14 protein-coding genes are annotated in these 25,012 nt (G+C 34.5%); 9 read left to right on the forward strand and 5 right to left on the reverse strand.

The window, feature by feature from the left end; all coding sequences use genetic code 11:
• The first annotated feature begins 118 nt into the window (after positions 1-118).
• Positions 119-3,952, forward strand: a complete 3,834-nt coding sequence (locus AC3Y25_RS16250) for a DUF8693 domain-containing protein (protein WP_489903451.1) — start codon at positions 119-121, stop codon at positions 3,950-3,952.
• Positions 3,953-4,402: 450 nt separating this feature from the next.
• Positions 4,403-9,817, forward strand: a complete 5,415-nt coding sequence (locus tag AC3Y25_RS16255) for a DUF8693 domain-containing protein (RefSeq protein WP_489903452.1) — start codon at positions 4,403-4,405, stop codon at positions 9,815-9,817.
• 47 nt (positions 9,818-9,864) lie between these two features.
• Here AC3Y25_RS16255 and AC3Y25_RS16260 read toward each other — a convergent pair whose 3' ends face one another.
• From AC3Y25_RS16260 to AC3Y25_RS16270, 3 genes are all read right to left on the reverse strand, one after another.
• Entirely contained in the window at positions 9,865-10,731 is an 867-nt protein-coding gene (locus AC3Y25_RS16260) for a cupin-like domain-containing protein (RefSeq protein ID WP_427875537.1), read from the reverse strand.
• Positions 10,732-10,893: 162 nt separating this feature from the next.
• Positions 10,894-11,331 (reverse strand): hypothetical protein, encoded by a 438-nt coding sequence (locus tag AC3Y25_RS16265; RefSeq protein ID WP_250834827.1) that lies wholly within the window; start codon positions 11,329-11,331, stop codon positions 10,894-10,896.
• Between the two features lie 98 nt (positions 11,332-11,429).
• Positions 11,430-12,377, reverse strand: coding sequence for a bifunctional riboflavin kinase/FAD synthetase (locus tag AC3Y25_RS16270; RefSeq protein ID WP_489903453.1), 948 nt, complete (start codon positions 12,375-12,377; stop codon positions 11,430-11,432).
• A gap of 192 nt (positions 12,378-12,569) precedes the next feature.
• On the opposite strand from AC3Y25_RS16270, the gene AC3Y25_RS16275 reads away from it, so the two are divergent.
• The gene (locus AC3Y25_RS16275) at positions 12,570-15,245 is read left to right on the forward strand and encodes a zinc-dependent metalloprotease (protein WP_489903454.1); all 2,676 of its coding nucleotides are present in this window, start codon (positions 12,570-12,572) and stop codon (positions 15,243-15,245) included.
• A 15-nt stretch (positions 15,246-15,260) separates the two neighbouring features.
• Here the strand turns inward: AC3Y25_RS16275 and AC3Y25_RS16280 are convergent, their stop codons facing one another.
• Positions 15,261-15,794, reverse strand: a complete 534-nt coding sequence (locus AC3Y25_RS16280) for a ComF family protein (RefSeq protein ID WP_489903455.1) — start codon at positions 15,792-15,794, stop codon at positions 15,261-15,263.
• 345 nt (positions 15,795-16,139) lie between these two features.
• Between AC3Y25_RS16280 and AC3Y25_RS16285 the strand changes: the two genes are divergently transcribed.
• The 6 genes from AC3Y25_RS16285 to AC3Y25_RS16310 all read left to right on the forward strand — a co-directional run bounded on the left by AC3Y25_RS16285 (position 16,140) and on the right by AC3Y25_RS16310 (position 23,610).
• A complete protein-coding gene (locus AC3Y25_RS16285; RefSeq protein ID WP_489903456.1) occupies positions 16,140-17,558 on the forward strand; it encodes a T9SS type A sorting domain-containing protein in 1,419 nt (472 codons plus the stop codon).
• A 139-nt stretch (positions 17,559-17,697) separates the two neighbouring features.
• Positions 17,698-19,239 carry a glycine--tRNA ligase gene (locus AC3Y25_RS16290; RefSeq protein ID WP_250834831.1) on the forward strand — a complete coding sequence of 514 codons (1,542 nt, stop codon included), beginning with the start codon at positions 17,698-17,700 and terminating at the stop codon, positions 19,237-19,239.
• Positions 19,240-19,509: 270 nt separating this feature from the next.
• Positions 19,510-20,319 (forward strand): LytR/AlgR family response regulator transcription factor, encoded by an 810-nt coding sequence (locus tag AC3Y25_RS16295; RefSeq protein WP_489903457.1) that lies wholly within the window; start codon positions 19,510-19,512, stop codon positions 20,317-20,319.
• 176 nt (positions 20,320-20,495) lie between these two features.
• Positions 20,496-20,771 carry a hypothetical protein gene (locus AC3Y25_RS16300; protein WP_427875532.1) on the forward strand — a complete coding sequence of 92 codons (276 nt, stop codon included), beginning with the start codon at positions 20,496-20,498 and terminating at the stop codon, positions 20,769-20,771.
• 96 nt (positions 20,772-20,867) lie between these two features.
• Positions 20,868-22,922: an ATP-binding protein gene (locus AC3Y25_RS16305; protein WP_427875531.1), complete on the forward strand. Its 2,055-nt coding sequence runs from the start codon at positions 20,868-20,870 to the stop codon at positions 22,920-22,922.
• A complete protein-coding gene (locus AC3Y25_RS16310) occupies positions 22,912-23,610 on the forward strand; it encodes a response regulator (RefSeq protein WP_489903458.1) in 699 nt (232 codons plus the stop codon). Before AC3Y25_RS16305 ends, AC3Y25_RS16310 begins: the two co-directional genes overlap by 11 nt.
• A 139-nt stretch (positions 23,611-23,749) precedes the next feature.
• On the opposite strand, the gene thiL is transcribed toward AC3Y25_RS16310, so the two are convergent.
• Positions 23,750-24,796 carry a thiamine-phosphate kinase gene (thiL, locus tag AC3Y25_RS16315; protein ID WP_489903459.1) on the reverse strand — a complete coding sequence of 349 codons (1,047 nt, stop codon included), beginning with the start codon at positions 24,794-24,796 and terminating at the stop codon, positions 23,750-23,752.
• Between the last annotated feature and the right edge of the window lie 216 nt (positions 24,797-25,012).

Raw genomic sequence — 25,012 nt, forward strand, 5'->3', positions numbered from 1 at the left:
CCTAAATCTTGGTATTGTGTTTTTAATTATGGCTTTATAATTTAGTTTAATTCTTACAATTTTAAACTTTAATTACACCATTTTGATTAAAAATATATTTTATTCGTTAATCCTAATTTTGATATCAGCTCAAACGCTTTTCTCGCAGCAAGGCAAAGTCGACAGTTCATTTAACGTTCTAGATGATGGCCAAAATGGAGATGGATTTAATAATACGGTTCGAACGCTTCTCCTTCACAAAGAAGGTGCTTTGCTGGTTGGTGGCGATTATTTGAGTTTGAATGGGACAGCCGTCTCGTACCTGACTCGATTAAATCCAAACGGATCTATAGATGAAAGTTTCAATACTGGAACAGGTTTTAATGGTAAGATTTATGTCTCTTGTCTACAAGCCGATGGAAAAATTATTGTTGGAGGAAATTTTACAAGTTATAACGGAATTAAAGCGGGAAGATTAATTCGTTTAAATGAAGACGGTTCTTATGATGCTACTTTTGATACCACAATTGGAGCAGCTACAGGGATTGTATATGATATTGCTTTACAATCAGATGGTAAAATAATTATAGTTGGAAGCTTTGCAAAATATAATAATAGTACAGTGAACAGAGTAGTACGTTTATTGCCAAACGGAACAATCGATTCTACGTTTCTTACCGGTTCTGGATCCGTATTAAATGTTACACAAGTAAAAGTTTTATCAGATCAGAGAATCATTCTTACGGGTAATTTTACCACTTTTAATGGCATTTCTGCCAATAGAATAATTCGTTTAAACTCTAATGGCACTTTCGATTCTAGCTTTAATATGGGGGCTGGCTTCAATGATGATGTTAATGCCATTGCCTTACAGTCTGATGGGAAAATGGTTTTGGGTGGTAATTTTACCCTTTTTGATAATGTTGAAGCGAATAGAATTATTCGCTTAAATGAAGACGGAACTAAAGATGAAAGCTTCGCTACTGGCTCAGGTTTTAGTAAAGAAGGAGTTCAGACAATCAGAATTAATAAGAATGGCGATATCATGGTAGGCGGTTCTTTTACCGGATTTTACAATAAAAACGAGGCGATAAGATTAATTTTTCTACAATCTGATGGCAGCGTAAAACCTAATTTTGATATTGGTACAGGACCTGCTTCTGCATCAGTTCTAGCTTTAGAATTTGATGAAGAAGATTCTTGGTTTGTAGGCGGCTCTTTCGCTGTTTTTAACGGCCAAAATCAAGGAAGGTTAGCAAAAATTAATAGTGAAGGAGAACACGATATTTCCTATTTGGCTTCTGGAGTAGGATTTGATAATTCTGTTTTTAGTATTCTACCCCTTCCAAGTAGAAAGATAATAGTTGGCGGAAATTTTAAAACTTTTAACGGGCTTGCTACTCCCAAAATGGTCTGCTTATTAGAAAACGGAGCGATCGATCCAACTTTTAACGCCACAAATTCTGGAAGTAATAATCTAATCAAAACTACTGTACTTCAAAATGACGGAAAGATTGTTTTAGGAGGGAATTTTACAAAGTACAATGATCTTACTCATAATCGTATGGTTAGGATATTAGCCAATGGAGAAATTGATAATTCATTTAACACTGGCGATGGATTTAATGCACAAGTGTATACCATGGCAATTCAGTCCGATCAAAAAATAATTGTGGCAGGATCATTTACTAAATACAATGCTGTTAGTGCTAATAGAATTGTCCGAATTCTTCCAGACGGAATAAAAGATCCAACTTTTAATATTGGTTTAGGTGCAGACAGTGTAATAGAAAGTCTAGTCGTGCAAGAAGATGGAAAGATATTGGTTGGAGGTCATTTTAAAACCTTCAACAATATGCCTTTTGCAGGTTTGGTAAGGCTAAATCAAGATGGAAGTATTGATGCTAGCTTTAATATACAAGAGGGTTTTGATAAATATGTGTATGCAATGGCACTTCAATCCAATCATAAGATTATTGTCGGAGGTTCTTTTTTGAATTTTAATAAAGTTCCACAAAAACGCATTCTTCGATTAAATAGTGATGGAAGTCTGGATGCTACATTCCAATCAGTCGCTGGCTTTAGTAAAGGAGATGTTCGTGCTATTTTAGTGCAGCCAGACGATAGAATTTTGGTAGGAGGAAGTTTTTCGGGTACATATAATACTATTGCTTCTTCTAGATTGATTCGTTTACTGCCTTCAGGATTGTATGATAATTCTTTTGCGGCGCCATCAAATAATACGCTGTTTGCAATGAAATTTGATGAAGATTATAGATTGATGATTGGTGGTAATTTTAATTCTGTTTCTGGCATTTCAAAACATAGAATTGCCCGCTTAAAACTTTGCGTTAATACCACAACTTGGGATGGAATTTCATGGTCGAATGGTTATCCTTCTGCGGGAAAAGATGTTTATTTTAAAGAAAGTTTTCCAAACTTAACAACAGCCAATGTTTGTGGATGCAATATTGAACAAGATAAAACGGTTACCTTACTTGAAAAAAACACATTAGGAATCGAGTTTGCATATACCGGTCAAGGGATACTTGTTTTAGAAGATTCTGCTAGTTTATATCAAGAGGATGATGACATAGTAAACACAGGAATTGTTCATTTAAAAAGAAAAACAAAACCAGTAATTCGATTTGACCTTACCTATTGGTCTTCACCAGTAGCTGATATGACATTGCATGATTTTTCACCCGAAACACTTTTTGATAAATATTTCTGGCACGATTCCACTTTAGGATGGAAAACAGACCTTTACGGAACAATGACTATGATCTCTGGTCGTGGCTACAGCATTAGAGCTCCCCAAAGTTTTTCTACTACAGAGCGAGCAATATTTCAGGGTGTTTTCAAAGGAATTCCAAACAATGGTAAGATAGAAGTTGAGTTGATTGCCGCAGATCGTTTTTATCTAGTTGGTAATCCATATCCATGTGCCATAAGTGCAGATGATTTCTTAACAGTAAATGAGCCGAAAACAAAGGGTGCATTATACTTCTGGACGCATAATACTCCGCCTAGAATTACAATTCCAGGAACTAATACCTATCGATATACTAATGATGATTATGCAGTTTACAATTTATTAGGAGGTGTTGGCACAAGCTCAGCTTTAAGTTTTGGAGTTAGTAATGACGCACCAAACGGTACAATTGCTTCGGGACAAGCCTTTTTTGTAAAAAGCAATCTAACAGGCACTTTAGAATTTAGAAATAGTATGAAAGTTCGAGATAGAAATACTTCCTTTTTTAGACCAGCTCCAAACTCACAAGCAAAATCTGTTGCCAAAAAGCATCGGTTTTGGCTAAACATTAAAAACAATGAAAATGAATTCAAACAGATTTTACTTGGATATGCATCAGGCGCTTCAAATTCTTTAGATCTGAATTATGATGCAGAATATGTAAGTTCAGGGATGCCATTGGATTTTTATAGTATAATAGAAAATAAAAAATTAGTAATCCAAGGCCGTGAATTGCCTTTTTTAGAAAGCGATTCAATAGCAATAGGTTATAAAACTACAGTTAGTGATAATTTAAAAATTGAAATAGATCATAAAGATGATTTTTTTAATGATAAGCCTATTTTTATAGTCGATAAAAAATTGAATAAAACACATAATATTTCTGAACTTCCTTATCATTTTGATTCTGAAGCAGGAACCTTTAATGATCGTTTTTCTATAATTTACAGTAATAAAACTTTAGGAAATAATATTTCTGATAACATCTCGAAGAATATTTTAGTATCGGTTAAAAAACACAACATATGTATTGATTCTTTCGCTGAACCAATAAAAGAGGTAGTAATATTTGATGTTTTAGGAAATCTACTGTATAAAAAAGATCAGCTTGAAACCCAAAAAGTCTCGATCGAAAACTTGTTCTCTTCTCATCAGGTTTTATTAGTAAAAGTCATTTTCGAAAATGGAAAATCTGCTTCAAAAAAAGTCATTTTTTAAATACTGAATTGAAACTTGTCTAATTACTTTTTGCATTACATATTGTAGTGATAAACAGTTAGTTATATTGTTTTTGTTTTTAAATTAACAGTTTTTTCTTATTTTTTGTATTTTCTGAGTTTTTAGTGTTAAAATTATGTGTTTAATACTACATAATGAATTTGTATGTCAATAAAATCGTACCTTGTAGTTGATTTTTGTCGATGAAATGCTTTTTTAATCGATGAAATACTTTTTCTATAAGCCCATGATTTGATTTTTTTTCAAAAAACACAGTTTCAAAAACGGTGTTTTATCTGCCTTAAGTTGATTGTAAAATTGGAGCGCTTCATTAATTCTATATAAAGACTCAGTCTTGTTGGTATGGCTTTAAAGCATTTGTCTTTTTCATTTTGCAATTAATCATGTTTTGAGTTTGAATTTATTTTTCAATTACTAAAATGCCACAAGATGAAAAAAGATTTACTTACTACGCTGGGTCTCTTCAGCTTTTTATCTTTAATAACTTATATTGGGAAACCATTAAAATCAAGTAGAGGATTAAGAATTCTGCTGGTTTTAGTTTTATCAATTTTTTATACTACTTCAAAAGCGCAAACTTTAGTACATTCAGTTCCAGCTAGTAATCCTTCTTTTCCTCTTCCTGCGGGTATGGACGAAGTTACTGTTGAAGCTTGGGGTGCAGGAGGAGCTGGAGGTGCAGCTCAGGGTGGTAACGGATGGGGAAGAGGTGCTCCTGGAGGAGGAGGAGGTGCATATGCTTTAGGAAAAATTACAGGAATAACAGCATCAACTTTGAATGTTATTGTTGGTCTTCCAGGAGCAGGAGGAACAGCTAATGGATCCAGTGGGGGAGCATCTTATATAAACGGTTTTCAAGGAGTTTTTTTCGCGCCAGGTGGCGGAGGAGGTACAGCTAATCTTCCAACTACAGGAGATACTCCTCCTGGTGCGACACCTGCAACTACCGGTACTATAGGAAGTATAACGATGACAAATGGAGGGGCTTCCGGAATAGGGTATAATAGTTTACTAAATTTAGCACTTTCTTCTGGAAATGGTGGTAATGCAGCCAATCAAGGGCCGCAAAAAGGAGGAGCAGGAGGACTTGGTTATGCTAGTCTCTTGGGAGCAAATGGTGCAGGAAAGCCTGGACAGGAATATGGAGGAGGGGGGTCTGGAGCAGCTAGTTCCTTAAATTTATTAACTCCATCAACTTTATATAATGGTGGAAGTGGTGCTAGAGGACAAGTTAACATTACATATACATGTAAAACATATAGTTTAACTGCAATATCGGCGCCAAATGTTTGTACAGGAACTACCACACAAGTGCAATTAACAGGGTCAGCGGCTAGTCTGCCAGCTGGTATATACACCGTAACATACAGTACAAGTCTACCCAATGCGGCAGGACTAACAGAACCAATGGTCGTTACGACTGCCGGATCTGGAAGTTTTACCGCAAGGGGATTGATTACTCCAGGGAATAGCACTATTACAGTTACTTCTTTAACTTCAGTAGATTGTACTTCATCTACTACTGTGAATAATGCTATCGGTATCGTAGTTAGTGCTCAACCAACAATAACTTTGGGCTCAACTACAGCTGTGTGCGCGAGCGCAAATTTGCAAAATGTAACATTACCTTATTCGGCAGTTACGAGTGCGCCAACAAATTACAGTATAACATGGAATGCAAGTCCGACAAATAGCTTCGTGCCTGTTACAAATGCAGTTTTGCCAGCAAATTCAATAAGTATTGCGGTTCCTGCTGGAACTGCTGGCGGGACATATACTGGATCGCTAACAGTTAGTAATGCGGCTGGGTGTGTGTCTGCCGCTCCAACAAATTTTACTATAACTGTAAATCCGTTACCTACAATAACTTTGGGAGCCACTACTGCGGTATGCGCAAGTACAAGTGCACAGAGCACAACGGTGCCTTACAGTGCTGTCACAAATGCACCAACGACATACAGCATTACGTGGAATGCGAGTCCGACAAATACCTTTGCGGCAGTAACAAATGCTGCATTACCAGCAAACTCAATCAATATCCCGATACCTGCAAATACTGCGGCGGGAACATACACAGGAATCTTAACGGTTAGAAATGCAAACGGATGCGTGTCATCAGCAAACAATTTTACCGTTACCGTAAATCCATTGCCGACCATAACATTAGGAGCCACTACTGCGGTATGCACAAGCACGAGCGCACAAAGCACAACTTTACCATATAGTGCTGTGACAAACGCACCAACGACCTACAGCATTACGTGGAATGCTAGTCCTGCAAATACCTTTGCAGCAGTTACAAATGCGACATTGCCAGCAAACTCGATCAATATTCCGATACCTGCAAATACTGCGGCGGGAACATACACCGGAACCTTAACGGCTAGAAATGCAAACGGATGCGTGTCATCAGCAAACAATTTTACCGTTACCGTAAATCCATTGCCGACCATAACATTAGGAGCCACTACTGCGGTATGCACAAGCACGAGCGCACAAAGCACAACTTTACCATATAGTGCTGTGACAAACGCACCAACGACCTACAGCATTACGTGGAATGCCAGTCCGGCAAATACTTTCGCAGCAGTTACAAATGCGACATTGCCAGCAAACTCAATCAATATTCCGATACCTGCAAATACCGCGGGGGGAACATACACAGGAACCTTAACTGTAAGGAATGCAAACGGATGTGTGTCATCAGCAAACAATTTTACAGTTACCATAAACCCATTGCCGACAATAACATTGGGAGTCACTACTGCGGTATGCGCAAGTACGAGCGCACAGAGTACAACTTTACCATATAGTGCTGTGACAAATGCACCAACGACGTACAGCATTACGTGGAATGCGAGTCCGACAAATACTTTCGCAGCAGTTACAAATGCGACATTGCCAGCAAACTCAATCAATATCCCGATACCTGCAAATACTGCGGGGGGAACGTACACGGGAATCTTAACAGTAAGCAATGCAAACGGATGCGTGTCATCAGCAAACAATTTTACCGTTACCGTAAACCCATTGCCGACCATAACATTAGGCTCAACTACAGCTGTGTGTGAGAGCACTAGTTTGCAAAATGTAACATTGCCTTATTCGGCAGTTACGAATGCGCCAACGACTTACAGTATTATCTGGAATGCAAGTCCGACAAATACCTTTGCACCAGTTACAAATGCTACGTTACAAGCAGGTTCAATTAATATTCCAATACCTGCAAATACGGTGGCGGGAACATACACAGGAACATTAACAGTTTCTAATGCAGCTGGCTGTATTTCGACAGGCAATAATTTTACTATAACAGTTAATTCAGTTCCAACAATTACAACATCAGGAAATTTAATTTCAATTTGTCAAAATGCATTAGAGCAAACAGCTTCTCTACCATATTCTGCTGTAACGGGTTCTCCGGTTAGCTATTCTATAGACTGGGCATTATTGAATGATCAAGTAACTACTGCTTTTTCTTTTGATTCGGGAGGAGGAAATATTAATAATATTACTATTCCGGCAAATACAGCGGCAGGAAATTATAGTGGAGTAATGACAATTTTTACGTCAAATGGATGTTTGGCAACTCAAGCCGTTTCTTTAACGATTAATGCCGTTCCAACAATAAGTACTGCAGGGGTCTTTACTCCAGTTTGTCAAAGTTCTTCAGCGCAGACTACTACTTTAAGTTACAATTCTACTACGGGTTCTCCAGTTAGTTATGAAATCGATTGGATTGCATTGACAGATCAAGGAGCGACACCGTTTCCTTTTAGTTCTGGATCAGGAGATATTATAAATGTGAATGTTCCAGCAAATGCCACAGCAGGTACTTACAATGGTATAATGACTATTACAACATCAAATGGCTGCCCGTCTACTCAAAATGTTTCTTTAACTGTAAATGCAATTTCAGCTGCGCCAACTGCTTCAGTAACACAACAGCCGAGCTGTATCAATAATACGGGGGTTATCACGGTTACTTCGCCTGCATCTGGAACAGGATATACTTATAGTATTGATGGATTAGATTTTAGTAATACTTCGGGAATATTTACAGGTTTGTCTTCTGGAGGTTACAATGTGCAAGTGAGAAATAGTTCATCAGGTTGCGAATCAGAAGTAACACCAATTACAATAAATGCTTTTGTTACTAAAGTTTGGAATGGAAATGTTAGCGCTAATTGGGGTGATCCTGTAAATTGGACTCCAGCAGGAGTTCCTATTGCTTCCGACTGTATAGATATTCCAGATGTAGGTGTTGATCCTATTATTTCTGGAACCAATGGAAGTTTTTTTGCCAGTAGATTAACGATTGAAAATAATGGATCATTAATTGTAGAAGAAACAAATTCTTTAACGGTGACAAATGAAGTCAGTGTATTAGGTAATGGGGTTTTGATTTTTGAAAATAACTCAAGTTTGGTTCAGGTTGCCGATGTTAGTAATACTGGAAATATAACTTACAGAAGAAAAACATCTGTAAGACGATTTGATCTTACCTACTGGTCTTCTCCAGTTGCAGATATTACCATGAATGAATTCTCGCCAGAAACGCTATTCGATAAATATTTTTACTGGACTTCCGATTTTAAATGGGCAACCAATTTGTACGGTACAATGACAATGGAACCAGGAAGAGGTTATAGCATTAGAGGTCCACAGTCTTTTCAGACTGGAACGCCAAGTGTTTTTACAGGCGAATTTGTTGGGGTGCCAAATAATGGAACAATTCAAGGTCCTGTAGCGGGCCCCGAAAAGTTTTGTTTTTTTGGAAATCCATATCCTTCAGCAATTTATGCAGATGAGTTTATTCATGATAATGCCGCTAATTTTTATGGTACATTATTTTTTTGGACGCATAATACATCGCCAAGAATAGCTGTGCCAGGAGGCAATACTTATACTTATACAAACGATGATTATGCCATTTATAATTTATCAGGAGACACTACAATTGGCAATTTAACTGGTATTGGTGCGCCATCGCCAGGAAATCAAGAGCCATTAAAAGGTTACATTGCCGCTGGGCAAGGTTTTTTTGCAAAAGCAAGAACAGGGCAAAGAGGTGTTTTTACAAATTCGATGAGAGTTCCTAATTCTAATAGTCAGTTTTATAAATCTGCGAAAACAGAGGTTATTGAAAAACATCGTGTCTGGTTAAATTTTACAAATACAGAAGGAGCTTTTAAACAATTACTTGTCGGATACATAACGGGAGCAACAAACTTATTTGATTTTAATTACGATGCTGTAACAATGAATGCAAATCCGTATGTTGATTTTTATAGTATCAATGACGGTAAAAAATTAGTTATTCAAGGACGAGCGGTACCTTTTGTGGTAACCGATACAATTCCGTTAGGATATAAATCGACTATTAAAGAAGGTGCTTTTACAATTGCTATAGATCATACAGATGGAGATTTGGCCAATAAGGATATATTTTTGCACGATAAGGTAACAAATACGGTACATAACCTTAAATCTGGAGGATATACCTTTATCTCTGCGCCAGGAACTTTTCTAGACCGATTTGTATTGCGTTATACAAATCCAAATGGTGGCAAACCTTTAGGAAACGAAGATTTTGAAAATCAAGATAAGAGGGTTTTTGTTTCGGTTAAAGATAAAAACATCAGATTGCAATCTATGCCTGAGCAGGAAAATCTGGACGAAGTCGCTATTTATGATGTGGGAGGCAAATTGTTATATCGTAAAAAACAAATAGAAAGTAAAGAATGGCTAATACCAAATTTTCAATCTGGCCCTCAAGTTTTATTGGTTAAAATCACTTTAGATAATGGAAATACAGTGACAAGAAAAATAGTATTTAGATAAATAAAAAAGCGGTTGAGTTTTAAGTTCTCAACCGCTTTTTACATTTATTAAGCACTACGCTGTAAATTTTGATGCGTATTGGTAATCGCCCTTTCGTTTTTATAGTCAATCCATTTTTGGCCTTGAATTTTCCGCATCATAATATCAAAATGACGCATAATAAAAACATTGTATGCTGCTTTGGATAAATTGACAATGTTTTTTGGAAACGATCTCAAACTCATAGAAAATCCTGGCGTTAGATATTTCATATAATGCCAATATCCTTCAGGCATATAAAGCATTTCTCCATGTTTTAGATTGGTAATATAGCCTTCGGCATTTTTGAGTGCTGGAAATTTTTCATAATCTGGATGGTCAAAATCTATATCTTCTCTCGAAATTAATGCGTGAGGAACTTTATACATAAATTTTGATTGGCTAGGAGGGAAAATCATACATTGTTTTTCTCCGTGAAAATGAAAATGAAGAATATTCGAATAGTCAATATCATAATGCATAAACACTTTCGAATTTTCACCGCCAAAAAACAACATTGGCATTTGCTTGACTAATTTTAAACCAATTTCAGGCCATAAAAAGTCATTTTTTAACGAAGGAACCTGTTTCATTAAGTTGTAAAGAAAAATACGATAATTGGTAGGCTTTTCTTGTAGTAACTCAATGTAATCGCTCATTTTCATTGTGGTATGCGCCTCGTTGAACCCATCCTCGTGATTTACAGGTCTGTCGTCGTATAAAGGAACGACCAAATCTCCTGCGATTTCTTTCATATAAGATAATTTCCATTTGTTATAAGCTGGCCAATCTTCGGTCAATTCTTCGATAACAACAGGAATTTGTTTTTTTACATATTGGGAAACAAACTCTTCTTTTGAGATTTTTTTTACCCTTTCAATTTGTTTTAATTTCATTTTTATAAATAAAAAAATTGCTTATAACTCTCTGCTACAAGCAATTTAAAAATATTTATTGAGAATTAAGATCTCTATTGACTAAAATTTTTAATCTAATCGATGCTCAAAAGAGGCATTTATAAAAAGTGATTTCCGTAAAAATTTTGCAGCAGTTTCAGATTAATCGGCTGCATATTTGTTATTCCAATACAGCATCATCATTAAAGTAACAATTACAGAAGAAGCAATTCCTTCAAATAATAAACAAATACAATAAGTTGGCACTGATGGATTTCCTCCAAACATGAAAGTTTCAGACAAAGTTCTTACGTAAGCATCTCCACCTCGAGCGTAACTATAAACTAATAAGCCAAATACACTCATAGATACACCAACCACAGAAGTGGTCATTGCAGAAATAGCATTTGATAGAAAATTGGTTTCTCCTTCCTGTAAGTTCATCTGCATTGTCCTGTTGACACCGTAAAATATAAAGAAAACGTTTAGTGTTCTCAGATAAAATAAATCTGCTAAACCTAGTACATTCATTAATAAAAAATAAATGCCAATTCCGAGGAAAATCAAAAACCCGTTGGTAATTTCTTTAGGTAATTTCATAGTGGTTATTTTTTAGAAGTTAATAGTAAATATTTGAAAAACAGTGTTCTATCAAATTTACTAAAAAAATAACTACGATGATTTAAAAACGATAAAAACTATACAGTCTGATTTTTTAGAGAAGAATCTATAAAAGCCAAAGAATCCATTTTATCCTGATGAAGCTGTGCTTTTAATGCATCTACCGAACTGAATTTCTGCTCATCGCGAATGTAATGAAGCAAAGAAACTTCGATGCTTTGATCGTAAATATCTTTATCAAAATTAAACAAGTGAACTTCGATGGTTTGCTTTTCGCCATTAACCGTTGGATTAAATCCAATATTCATCATACCAAAAAGACTTTCGTCATTTACGGTAGCTTTTACAACATAAACACCGATTTTTGGTATTAGTTTGTAATCTTCTTCAATATTAATGTTAGCTGTAGGAAATCCAATTGTTCGTCCCAATTGTTTTCCTTTCACAATAGTTCCATTCAAGAAATAGTTATAACCTAAATACTCGTTGGCCAAAGCCATGTTTCCTTCATTTAAAGCATTTCTAATTTTGGTCGAACTCACCGAAACATCTTGGATTTCTTCTGCAGAAATTTGTTCAACTTCAAATCCGTATTCAATTCCAAAAGCAATTAAATCATCAATATTGGCGGTTCTATTACGGCCAAAACGGTGATCATGCCCAATAATAATTTTTTGAATCTGAAATTTCTCCACTAAAATAGTGCGAACAAATTCTTCGGCTGTTAGTCTTGAAAAACTTTCGTTAAAAGGATGAACAATTAAGTTTTCAATACCTGTTGCTTCCAAAAGTTTTATTTTTTCGCCAATAGTATTCAGTAATCTTATCTCAGATTTTTCTTGAAGAACCATTCGCGGATGCGGAAAAAAGGTAAGAACCAGGCTTTCATATTTCCCGTTTTCAGTATTCTCAGTAATTCGTTCTAGAATTTTTTTATGACCAATATGTACGCCATCAAAGGTACCAAGAGTTAAGATAGTTTTCTTGGTTGACTGAAAATCGTTTATAGAATGAAAGAGCTTCAAAACAAATTATTTAAGATGCTGCAAATTTATACTATTCTGTTTAAAATTTAATGCTATGCCAAATCGAATTTTAACGCATAATCTATCTTTTTGTAAAAATTTGCCAACTCGTCGACGAAAAAGCAATAATTGTCGGATAGATAATATGATTTCAAATTAATTAAAGTAATTTTGATATTATATTTTGAGGGTATGAAAAAACAACTACTTTATATATTTTTAATTTTTTGTTTTGCCACTGCTAATGCACAAGATGCTTTATGGCAAAAAGTAACTTCTTCATCGCTTTCAAGAAAGGCAGATGGGGCAAGTTCTAATAAATTATATTATAAGCTAAATGCCAATCTTCTTAGTTCTAAGTTAGTTTCGGCATCGAGTAAAACAGCAAAAAATACAACATCAGAAATTACAATTCCAAATACTGATGGAAATCTAGAACGTTTTGCAGTTTGGGAATCATCTAATTTTGATCCAGAATTACAGGCAAAATATCCACAAATTAGATCTTATGAAGGTCGCGGAATAGACGATAAAAGTGCAAAAGTATATTTTAGTGTTGCTCCAATTGGTCTGCAAACAATGGTTTTTAGAACTGAAAAACCAAATGAATATATCGAACAAAATCCTGATAACAAATCAGAATATGTTTTGTTTAAGTCGGCAGATAATGAAGATTCAAGAGCGCTTTTGAATTGTAAAACAATCCATTCGATTTCTGAAGATAAATCTACGACTACTGCAAAAACAGCTTCTAGCTCCAAACAGTTTAAAACACTTCGATTGGCATTATCTTGTACAGGTGAATACGCAGCCTATTTTGGTGGTACAAAGGAGGGAGCTTTAGCAGGAATGAATGCTACTTTAACTCGTGTAAATGGCGTTTTTAATAGAGACCTTGCTGTAGAACTAATTTTAGTTGCCAATAATGATGCTGTTGTTTATACAGATGCTGCCGCAGATCCTTATTCTATTCCGAGAATAGGTGCTGATAATGATAATCCTACTTGGCCAAAAGAAGTTCAGACCACATTAACTAGCGTTATTGGCGAAGCTAATTACGATATTGGCCATTTGTTTGGAGGTTCTGGAGGCGGCGGACTTGCCAGTTGTATTGGCTGTGTATGCGACAGTCCAACTCCTAGCAATTCTGTTGGAAAGGGTAGTGCCTATACCTCTCCAGCAGATGGAAAACCTCAAGGAGATAATTTTGACATTGATTTTGTTGCTCACGAAATGGGACATCAGCTTGGGGCAACGCATACTTTTTCGCATGCAAATGAAGGATTGGGCGCATGCTATGAACCAGGAAGTGGATCTACGATTATGGGATACGCAGGAGTAACAGATGGTTATAATGTTCAGGATCATTCTGATTCTTATTTTTCTTATGCAAGCATCAATCAGATACAGAATAATTTGGCTGGAAAAACGTGTCCAGTTTCAACACCTATAGTCGATAATAATCCACCTGTTATAAATGCAGGTCCAGATTATACCATTCCAATTAGTACGCCATTTATTTTAACAGGGACGGGTTCTGATGCTGAAGGTAATACGATAACTTATACTTGGGAGCAATATGATAGTGCAACAACGGCTTTTGGAAATAATAGTTTCCCTTCTCCAACAAAACCAGATGGGCCAATGTTTAGATCGTTTACGCCAACAACATCGCCAGTCCGTTATATGCCTGCTCTTAATTCGGTACTAAATAATCAGCTTACTACAACTTGGGAATCTGTTTCTTCTATTGGAAAAACAATGAATTTTACCCTTACGGGAAGAGACAATGCGGTACAAGGAAAAGGACAAACCTATACAGATGCGATGGTTGTAACGGTAACTGCTGCAGCTGGGCCATTTGCCGTAACTTCACAAAAAGAAGGCGATATCGCATGGGCAAAAGAATCTGCACAAACTATAACTTGGAGCGTAAATAACACAAATACACTTCCAGGATCGTCAAACGTGAATATAAAATTATCTCTAGATGGCGGATTAACATTTCCAATTGTTTTAGCAGGAAATACTCCAAATGATGGAACAGAAACTATATTGGTTCCGTCAGAAATTGAGGCTTCTACAAATTGTCGACTTTTAATAGAGCCGGTTGGTAATATTTATTATGCTGTCAACAGTGCCTCCTTTGCTGTAGGATACACCGTTTCGACATCTTGCGCGTCTTATAATTTTGGAGGCGGATATTCAACAGGAGATAATGTTTATGTGAATAGAACGGTTTCTGTGCCCGCATCTTCTGGATCTATTTCAGATGTCAACGTTTCGGTAAATGTAACACATGATAGATTTTCAGATTTGACTATGGAAATCGTAAGCCCGAAAGGAACAGTTGTAACTTTATTCAATAAAAATTGCGCCAGAACAAATTCAACTCTTGCTTTACAGTTTGATGATAGCGGATCTGCATTAAACTGCGGTACAACGACAAGTCAAATTGTGATTCCGTCAACTTTATTAAGTGCTTTTAATGGAGAAAATTCACAAGGAACATGGACTTTTAGAGTTATTGATAGTGAGGTTGGAATGATAGGAACTATTAATTCTGCTTCGGTAAATATTTGTAATAGAACCTATACTTTAGGGAACGATGACTTTGAGAATGTTGACTTTGTTGCATATCCAAATCCAAATAAAGGAAGTTTTACAGTACAATTTAGTAGAGATTCAGTAAGCGAGATTAAAGTTTATGTTAATGATATTGTAGGCAAATATGTTTACCAGAGAACTTTTCAAGGTTCAGGATATTTCATTCAAGACATTCAATTGCCATATGTGCCTTCAGGACTTTATTTCTTAACGGTTACAGATGGAGAAAGAAAAGTAGTGAAGAAGATATTGGTAAACTAAATTTTTGGAAATGGCTTAATGGGCCATCGCCATACAAATCATACTGATTTTTACGCCAGGAATTTTTGATAAAGCTAGCGAACAAGCTTCAATTGTTGCTCCTGTTGTGAGTACGTCATCAACAATTAAGAAATGTTTGTTGTAATCGGCTTCAGTAAATTCGGCATCAAAAATGTTTTGGATATTTTCCGATCTTCCCAAAAGATTCTTTTTGGATTGTGTTTTAGAATATATCTTTCGAATTAAAATATTTTCCTCAAACGGAATTCCAAAACCAGATGCTATTGCTTTTCCAAAAGTAGTAACCTGATTGTAGCCACGTTCCTTAAATTTTCTTTTATGAAGTGGAACCGGAATTACAGCATCAAAAGGAATCTCAAATGGAAGTTCTTTTAAATCTTCAACATACCAGCTTCCTAATACAGTGCCAATTTCTTGATGGCCTTTGTATTTTAAATTATGAATTAATTCTTGAACCATCCCCTTTTTATTGAAATACAAAAAGGTAGAGGCAAATTGAATATCGATCTTGCCATAAAACTTTTTCATGGCCTCATTTTTTGGATCTAAATGATATTGAGTGAGAGGCATTTCATGTCGGCAAATCGTACAGAAAACCGTTTCGTTTTGAAGTAAAAGAGCGCGGCATCCGCTACAGACTTTAGGAAAAAAAAGGTTAATAAGATAATGAAACACAGTTGGATGGTTTAGTTTTAAAAGAGAAATAATTTTTAGTGTAGTGAGAGTTTTGTTGAAGCGATAAAATACTACCGACTTTTGAATAAATATAATTGAAATAATAATTTTAATCAAAATATTTTTACAATAAAAAGTTTTTTTAGTTTTTAAAAACTTAAGTAATTTAATTTTAAAGACACTGAATCAATACTTTATATGAAAAATAGCTGCCAAACTCGCTGTGTGATTTTAACTATAATCATTTTTTTAGTTTTTGAAACTCACACCATTGCTCAAAAAAAAGGAACCGTAAACAAAACTTATTTTAAAAATGGACTAGTTGCGAGAGAGTTTTATTTGGGAGCAGATCAAATGCTGGATAGTATTAAAACCTATCATATTGTTGGAGGACTGGATGAAAGATTTTATTTTGATGAAAACAGTCAGATGAATGGTCTTTGTCAAAAGTTTTCAAGCGATGGAAAGTTAAAAACCACATGGCTTTTTAAAAAAGGAATTTTGATTAAAAGAACTGATTTCTTTAAAGAGGATAATCTCAAAAATAAAGTGAAAGTCGAAGAAAACTATGCGATTATTGTCAAAAATAATGAGTTATTAAAATCAGATCCTAATAATTACGGACTACTTTATGGCAGAGCAGCAAGCCGTACTTATCTTGAGGACAATGTATTGGCAGAGTTTGATTTTTTAGGATTTAAAGCGCATCTAGAAAATCTTAAAGCAAGTCCAAATGCTGCACAATTTCCCAGATTAAATCAGGATTTGGCTGAAATTTACAGTAGGCTTTCTACCATTTATTCCAGATTTGAAAACGATAATCTTAGTGTTGATTACAGGCTAAAGGCAATTCAGATTGATCCGGAAGAAACAAGACATTATTTTAATCTTGGAGCTTATTTAGCAACAGAAGTTCATGATTATCGATTGGCAATTTATTATTTGGACGAAGTGGAGCGCAGATTTCCAAATCATAATTTTGCGCACTGGGTTTTAGGCTATACATATTTGGAATTGGAGCAGTATGATAAAGCAGTAGAAAATATAAATATTGCTTTTAAAAATGAAGCGAATCTATATGAAAATGGATACGGAACAGAAGAGAGTGATTTAAGAACAATAAGAGGGCTGGCCTATCATAAATTAGGAAAGACCGATTTGGGAATTGCAGATTTGAATGAAGCTTTACGAATTAATGAAAAAAACTCTGTAGCAAATAAATATCTTGGAATAGTGTATGATGATCTAGGGAAGTCGCAAAAAGCTTGCGATTATTTTCAGAAAGCACGTGATTTGGGCTATGAAAAAAAATACTTTAACAAAGAACTAGAAAGCCTTATTAAGAAAGCATGCAACGAGGATCAAAATAAAATTACCACCATTGCACCAAAAGACTTGCCCTACATAGCACCTAATCCTGTAGAAAATAAGATCGAGGTATTTAATTATCCCTATGCTAATTTTACTTACGAAATATATAATGTACAATCTCAAAAATTACGCCAGGGAATTTCAAACAATAGAACCATAGAAGTTTCAGGATTATCAGCGGGTTTGTATATTCTTACTATTAGCAACCAAGATAAATCAGAAACTTTTAAACTGATTAAAAAATAGGGTTTTAGAAAGAAAAGTGAAGTAATTATCATTCTAGTCTATAGAATAAAACATGATTTTCTATTTTCAGATAGAAAATCGGGCAATCTTCGGCTATTTTTCTTTTTTTTAAATTCACTTTTCATATTTTTGCATCACTATGGCAAAACAAGAAGATATATTTAAGAATGTGGTTTCGCACGCAAAAGAGTACGGATTTATTTTTCCGTCAAGCGAAGTTTACGATGGTTTAAGTGCTGTATATGATTACGCACAAAACGGTGTCGAATTGAAAAAGAATATCCGTGAATATTGGTGGAAATCAATGGTTCAGATGAATGAAAATATTGTCGGCCTTGATGCTGCAATATTGATGCATCCAACAACTTGGAAAGCTTCTGGTCACGTTGATGCATTCAATGATCCGTTAATTGATAATAAAGATTCTAAAAAGAGATATAGAGCTGACGTTTTGGTTGAAGATCATGCTGAAAAAATTCACCAAAAAGCGCAAAAAGAAATTGACAAAGCAAAAGCTCGTTTTGGCGATGCATTCAACGAACAAGAGTTTGTAACTACAAACGCTCGTGTAATTGAATATTTGGCTAAAGAAAAAGAAATTAGAGAGCGTTTAGGTCGTTCTTTAGGAAACGGAGATTTGGCTGATGTTAAAGCTTTGATCGAAGAACTTGAAATTGCTGATCCTGAAACGGGTTCTAAAAACTGGACAGAGGTAAAACAATTTAACTTAATGTTCGGAACAAAATTAGGAGCTTCTGCAGAAAATGCAATGGACTTGTATTTGCGTCCGGAAACGGCTCAAGGTATTTTTGTGAACTTCTTAAATGTTCAGAAATCGGGTCGTATGAAAGTTCCTTTTGGAATTGCTCAAACGGGTAAAGCGTTTAGAAATGAAATTGTGGCAAGACAATTTATTTTCCGTATGCGTGAGTTCGAACAAATGGAAATGCAATTTTTTGTACGTCCAGGAGAAGAAATGAAATCATACGAGTACTGGAAAGAAACGCGTCTAAAATGGCATTTATCTTTAGGATTAGGAAAAGAAAATTACCGTTTTCACGATCACGAAAAATTAGCGCACTACGCAAATGCAGCTGCTGATATCGAATTTAATTTCCCATTTGGATTTAAAGAATTAGAAGGAATTCATTCTCGTACCGATTTCGATTTGAAAGCACACGAAGAATATTCTGGAAGAAAATTACAATACTTCGATCCTGAATTAAACGAAAACTATGTTCCTTACGTAGTAGAAACTTCTGTTGGTTTAGATCGTATGTTCTTGGCTGTTTTTGCCACTTCATTAAAAGAAGAAACATTAGAAGACGGTTCTACAAGAACAGTTTTAAAATTGCCAGCAGTTTTAGCGCCAACTAAAGCAGCAGTATTACCATTGGTTAAAAAAGATGGCTTACCAGAAGTTTCAAGAAAAATCATTGAAGATTTGAAATGGGATTTCAATGTGGCTTATGATGAAAAAGATGCTGTAGGACGTCGTTACAGAAGACAAGATGCTTTAGGAACACCTTTCTGTATTACAGTAGATCATCAAACTCTTGAAGACGAAACAGTAACAATTCGTCATAGAGATACAATGAAACAAGATCGTGTAAAAATTACTGAATTAAGAGGTATTATCGAAAACGAAGTTTCGATGAAAAACTGGTTAATGAAAATGTAATCTTTACAGTTTAGTATAGAAATCCCAAATTCCGTAACGGAGTTTGGGATTTTTGATTTTAGAAAGGAGGTATTTTATCGGCTTTTTTTGCATTTCATCTTTATGTATTAACATTTGAGTTTAATGTGTTAACAATGAAGTGTTTAAAATGTTTAAATCTGTAATTTTAAATTTGTAATACCGTCAAGAGCAATTTTTTTCTTCATTACATCAAATAAAAGCGATTTTTTGATTATGATTGCGTAGTGAGAAAACCAACAAAAACCGAAATTGAAAAAGTATTCGTATATTATAATTGATGATGACGCTGAGAGTATTTTGAAAACTCAAACAACCGCTTCAGGTTTTTCAGAATTATCTTTTATGGCATCGGCATCCAATTTTAAAGACGGTTTAAATTTGGTTTTAGAGCACCAGCCGGCTTTGATTTTTCTTGAGATCGAGCCCCAAAATGCTGCGAGTCATTTGTCTTTGACTTTTATTAGCGAGCTTCATCGTTTTTTGCAGCAGATTCCCAAAATTATTATTACCACAAAACAAAAAGACAAAGCTTTTGATGCTATTCAATATGGCGTTTTTGATTATCTCTTAAAACCAATTCTATCAAACGATCTTTTAAAAACAGTTTTAAAACTCAATAGAGCCAATTTAGAGATGCAAATTTCTCCGTTTAGGGAAGAACCTTCTTCTCTTGTTATAGATCAAATAACGATTCCGCAAAACATTCAAAAACCCTTAACGATTTGTATAAAATCATATGGCGATTATCGATATTTAAATGCAGAAGATATTTGTTATTTCCAAGCCGATAATAACTCGACAGATATTTATTTAAATACTGGCGAAATGATTACGGCGTTTAAAACTTTAAAGCATTTTGAAAGTGTTTTGACATACCCTTTTATCCGTATTCATAACAGTTATGTAATTAATCGAAATTACATTTCAAGGATTCATAGCGGAAACTCAATCTGTTACATAAAAAACTCCACTAAAAAGATTCCTTTTTCTAAAACCTATCGAGGAAATGTAGAGCAGATTATTGCCGATTTTGCAGCAGGAAATTATCTAGAAGTCTAAAAATTAGGCGATTACATTAATTTGCTATCCATTGACTATCAATTGGGTACGATCTACCACAAACTCATTTTTTCGTATAAATTTTTTTCGACCTCAGTATTAGTTTTACACTCTGATTCGCAACAAACAACGAATCATCTCCAAAAAAAATAATACAAAACATAAAACCTCAGGTCATGAAAAAAACAGCTTTAACATTCGGATTATTCTCATTAGTAATAGTTGCAACTTCTTTTGCAAACCCAACAACTTCTGCTCGTCCAAGTGAAACATTAAGTATTATTACTCCAATTGATGGAGGACAAAAAACGGTTCCAGACAGAAAACGTGATAGCTTTCTACCTATAGATGGAGGACAAAAAACAGTTCCAGATAGAAAATCAGATTTTGCAAATATTGGTGGAGTTAATTCTGACTCTCAATTATCTACTTTAAATAGAAAACTTGACTAAAAGTTAAAAAATAAAAATATAAGAAAAGGCTATCAACAATTGATAGCCTTTTTTTGTATCTATACTTTTGTTATTTTTGATGAAAATCAAAATCTTTTGAAAAAATATAGCCAAATAGTATTGCTTCTATTCTTAATTTTATTTGGTTGTACCAAGAAAGATAACCTTTATAAAAATTTAAATCCTTCTAAAGATAGCCTATCTATTTATCTCTCATTGGCAAACGATATTGATTTATCTCGTAAGCTTAAAGAGGATTATAATGAAAAAGCATTGGCAATTATCTTAAGTGAAAAAGATGATTCTTTAAATAAAGTAAATTTATTTAAAGTGGCCAATAGATACTATAATATGAACGATTTACAGTCGTATGGCCGTATTTCTAAATTAATTGTAACAAGATCCCTAAATAGTCGCGATTCGATAAATTTAGCAAAAGCGTATACTTATCTTGGAGATTATTATAGTCGAAAGTCAGTTTCAGATAGCGCTTTTTTAGTTTACTTCAAGGCAGAAAAAATATACAAGCAAATTGATGATAAAATTAATTTAGCTAAAACCTATTTTAGTAAAGCCGATCTTCAGTTTAAAGGAAGTGATTTGTTTGAAAGTGAAATTACCATTTTTAAAGCGCTGAAAATACTTAAGGACCAGAAAAATGTAAGCGATCTGCTCTATCAATGTTATAATCTGTTAGGAATATTGTATAATGAGCGTGAAGAATATAATAAAGCTTTAGAGTTTCATAATAAAGCATTGGCGATTTTAAAAGATCCCTCGATTCCGTCAGATTTTCAGCTTAAGGCAACTTCACTTAATAATATTGGTTTTGTGTATTTAAGTATGAAAAATTATAAAAATGCAAAACAAAATTTTTCTGAAGGTCTCAAACAAAAGAATTTATTTCAAGAAAGTACATCGTTGTATGCCATGCTGTTAGATAATCTAGCATACTCAAAAATTAAAATGAATGAATTTGAAGATATTCCAAAACAATTTTATGTATCGCTGAAAATTAGAGACAGTTTAAATTTGACATCGGGAATAATTTTAAACAAAATACATCTGTCTGAATTTTATGCCATTAAAAAAGATACTTTTCAGGCAATTAAACTCTCTCAGGAAGCTTTAAGCCTCTCTAAAAAATCCAATAAACTAAGAAACACACTTGAAGCCTTAAAACAGTTAGCTGTCGTTGATCCTAAAAATGCATCGGAATATTCGAAAGAATATATTCAGTTAAATGACAAATTGTTAAAAGCAGAACGAAGAATGGGAGAGAAGTTCTCTCGCATTGAATACGAAACCAACGAAATTAAAGACCAAAATTCCAATCTTCAGGAAAAAAATAAAACTTTGGTTTATGTATTTAGTATTTGTACATTGCTCGGACTGTTTTTTTATGTTTACAAAACACAGCAAGCCCGAAATCGAGAATTGCTTTTTAAACAGCAGCAACAGATTGCAAATGAAGATATTTACAATTTGATGATTTCGCAGCAAAATGAAATTGAGCTTACAAGAATAAAAGAAAAGAAAAGAGTTGCACAAGAGCTGCACGATGGCGTTTTAGGACGAATGTTTGGTATTCGAATAAGTTTGGATAGTTTGGATAAACTAGACGAAGAAGAAGCTGTTTTTAAAAGAAAAAAGTATCTTACAGAACTAAAAAATGTAGAGCAGGATATTAGAGAAATTTCGCATGACTTAAATAGAGAAAAGTCAGAATTAATTAATAATTTTGTCTCTATTTTAGGAAAACTGTTTGAAGATCAAAGAAATACGTATAGTTCGAAGCTGATTACTACTTTTGATCCTGATATTAAATGGGATTCGATAAGTAATATTGAAAAAATCAATTTGTATCGAATTGTTCAGGAAGGACTCCAAAATTGTAATAAATATGCCAATGCTGATATTATAAAAGTGGAGTTTAAAAACGAAAACAATAATTTGGTTTTAACCATTGAAGATGACGGAATTGGATTTAATACCAATAAGACCAAAAACGGAATTGGTCTGCATAATATAGAATATCGAGCGAAAGAGTGTAAGGGTACAGTTACGATAAAGTCTGCCAAAGGAGAAGGAACAATTCTCACTATAAAAGTCCCAATAGAGCCAAATAATAACCTGCATAATGACATTTGATTTAACAGCCTCAGTTCCACAATTAGTTAGAAAGAATATTTTAATAGTAGATGACCATCCATTTATTATTGAAGGCTATAAAAATGCTATAACTCGTTATAATCCAAAACAATATGAGTTCTTAATTTCACAGGCGCATGACTGCAAATCTGGTTATGATATAATTGAAAGCAATAGCACGCCTGAGTTTGATATCGCTTTTTTGGATATCAGTATGCCTCCTTACGAAGAAAAAGAGATATTTTCGGGTGAAGATCTGGCAAAATTACTTTTGAAAAAAATGCCTTCGTGCAAGATTATTCTTTTGACGATGTATACCGAATTGCTGAAAATTAAAACCATTATCAGAACAATTCAGCCAAACGGATTGATCATTAAAAATGACCTTACTTTTGACGAATTACTTCTGGCTTTTGATAAAGTAATGAAAAATGAAAAATATTATAGCCAGTCGGTTGTAAAAATGCTGAATCAATCTACGCATAATGCAATAGAGATCGATCAATATGATAAACAGATATTAATTCATCTAGAAAAAGGAACTTCAATTCAAGAAATGCTTCAGGTTATTCCGATTTCATTAAATGCGGTAGAAAAAAGAAAAAAGCATTTAATGGATTTGCTAAAAATAAAAAGTGGTTCTGATCAAGATTTGGTTAAAGAGGCAAAAAGCAAAGGACTGTTTTAAAATTTTAGACTTTAGAGTTCAGATTTTAGATTTTTAAAACAAAACTTAGTAATAAAAAATCCTATCAGGTTCTTTAAATCTGATAGGATTTTAAGTTATGTTGTTGCTGCGTACTGCGACCGAGACTGAAAACTCAAAACTATTCCGTCAAAGCATCCCATCCGCGTGCTTTTAAAGCGATTTTTGTGTTGGCGCGGGTTACAAGGTGAATTCCTTCATTTTCTTCTGCCATATGTCCGATAACAGAGAAATTCGGATTTCCTTTTATTTTGTCAAAATCATTAATGTCAATCGTAAATAAAAGTTCGTAATCTTCACCGCCATTTATGGCAACTGTTGTACTGTCGATATTGAATTCTTCGCAAGTAGAAATAAACTGCGGATCTAACGGAAGTTTATCTTCATATAAATTACAACCCACTTTAGATTGTTTACAGATATGAATAATTTCAGAAGATAATCCGTCTGAAATATCAATCATTGCCGTTGGTTTTATGTCTAAAGCATGAAGTAGGGTGCGAACATCTTTTCGTGCTTCAGGTTTCAATTGGCGTTCTACCAAATAAGTATATGGATCTAAATCGGGCTGATTGTTTGGATTAACCTGAAAAACTTGTTTTTCGCGTTCCAAAACCTGCAATCCCATATAAGCCGCACCAATATCTCCCGTTACAACCAATAAATCTGTTTTTTGGGCTCCGTTTCTGTAAACCAGTTCGTTTTCGTCAGCCTCACCAATTGCAGTGATGCTGATAATTAATCCTTTTTGAGATGAGGTTGTATCTCCGCCAATAACATCAACTTTATATTCTTTTGCGGCATGTGTAATTCCTGCAAATAATTCTTCTAAAGCTTCAAGCGGAAAACGATTAGAAACCGCAACCGAAACTGTAATTTGAGTCGGTTTTGCATTCATGGCACAAATGTCTGATACATTTACCACAACTGCTTTATATCCTAAATGTTTCAAAGGCATATAAGCCAAGTCAAAATGAACTCCTTCAATTAATAAATCGGTAGAAACGACTACTTTTTTGTCTTTAAAATCAAGAACAGCAGCATCATCGCCAATACTTTTTAAAGTAGATTCTTGAGTAACGTCAAAGTTTTTGGTTAAATGTTCAATTAAACCGAATTCGCCCAATTGCGCTATACTGGTTCTCTGCTGATTTTTATCTTCTATCATTTCTGTTAAGTTCCAAAGTTATTAAGGTGCAAAGGTACAAAGGATTTTTTTAAAGATGCTAAGATTCTGAGATGCTAAGGTTCTAAGTTTTTTTATCGAACGTTTATATTGTAGAGACGCACCGCAGTGCGTCTTACGTCCTGTATATACTCATTGTTTAACACATAATGTGTGTAGACGCACTGCAGTGCGTCTCTACGTTTGTCAGCAGTAAAA

Source organism: Flavobacterium sp. LK-23, assembly GCF_058135255.1.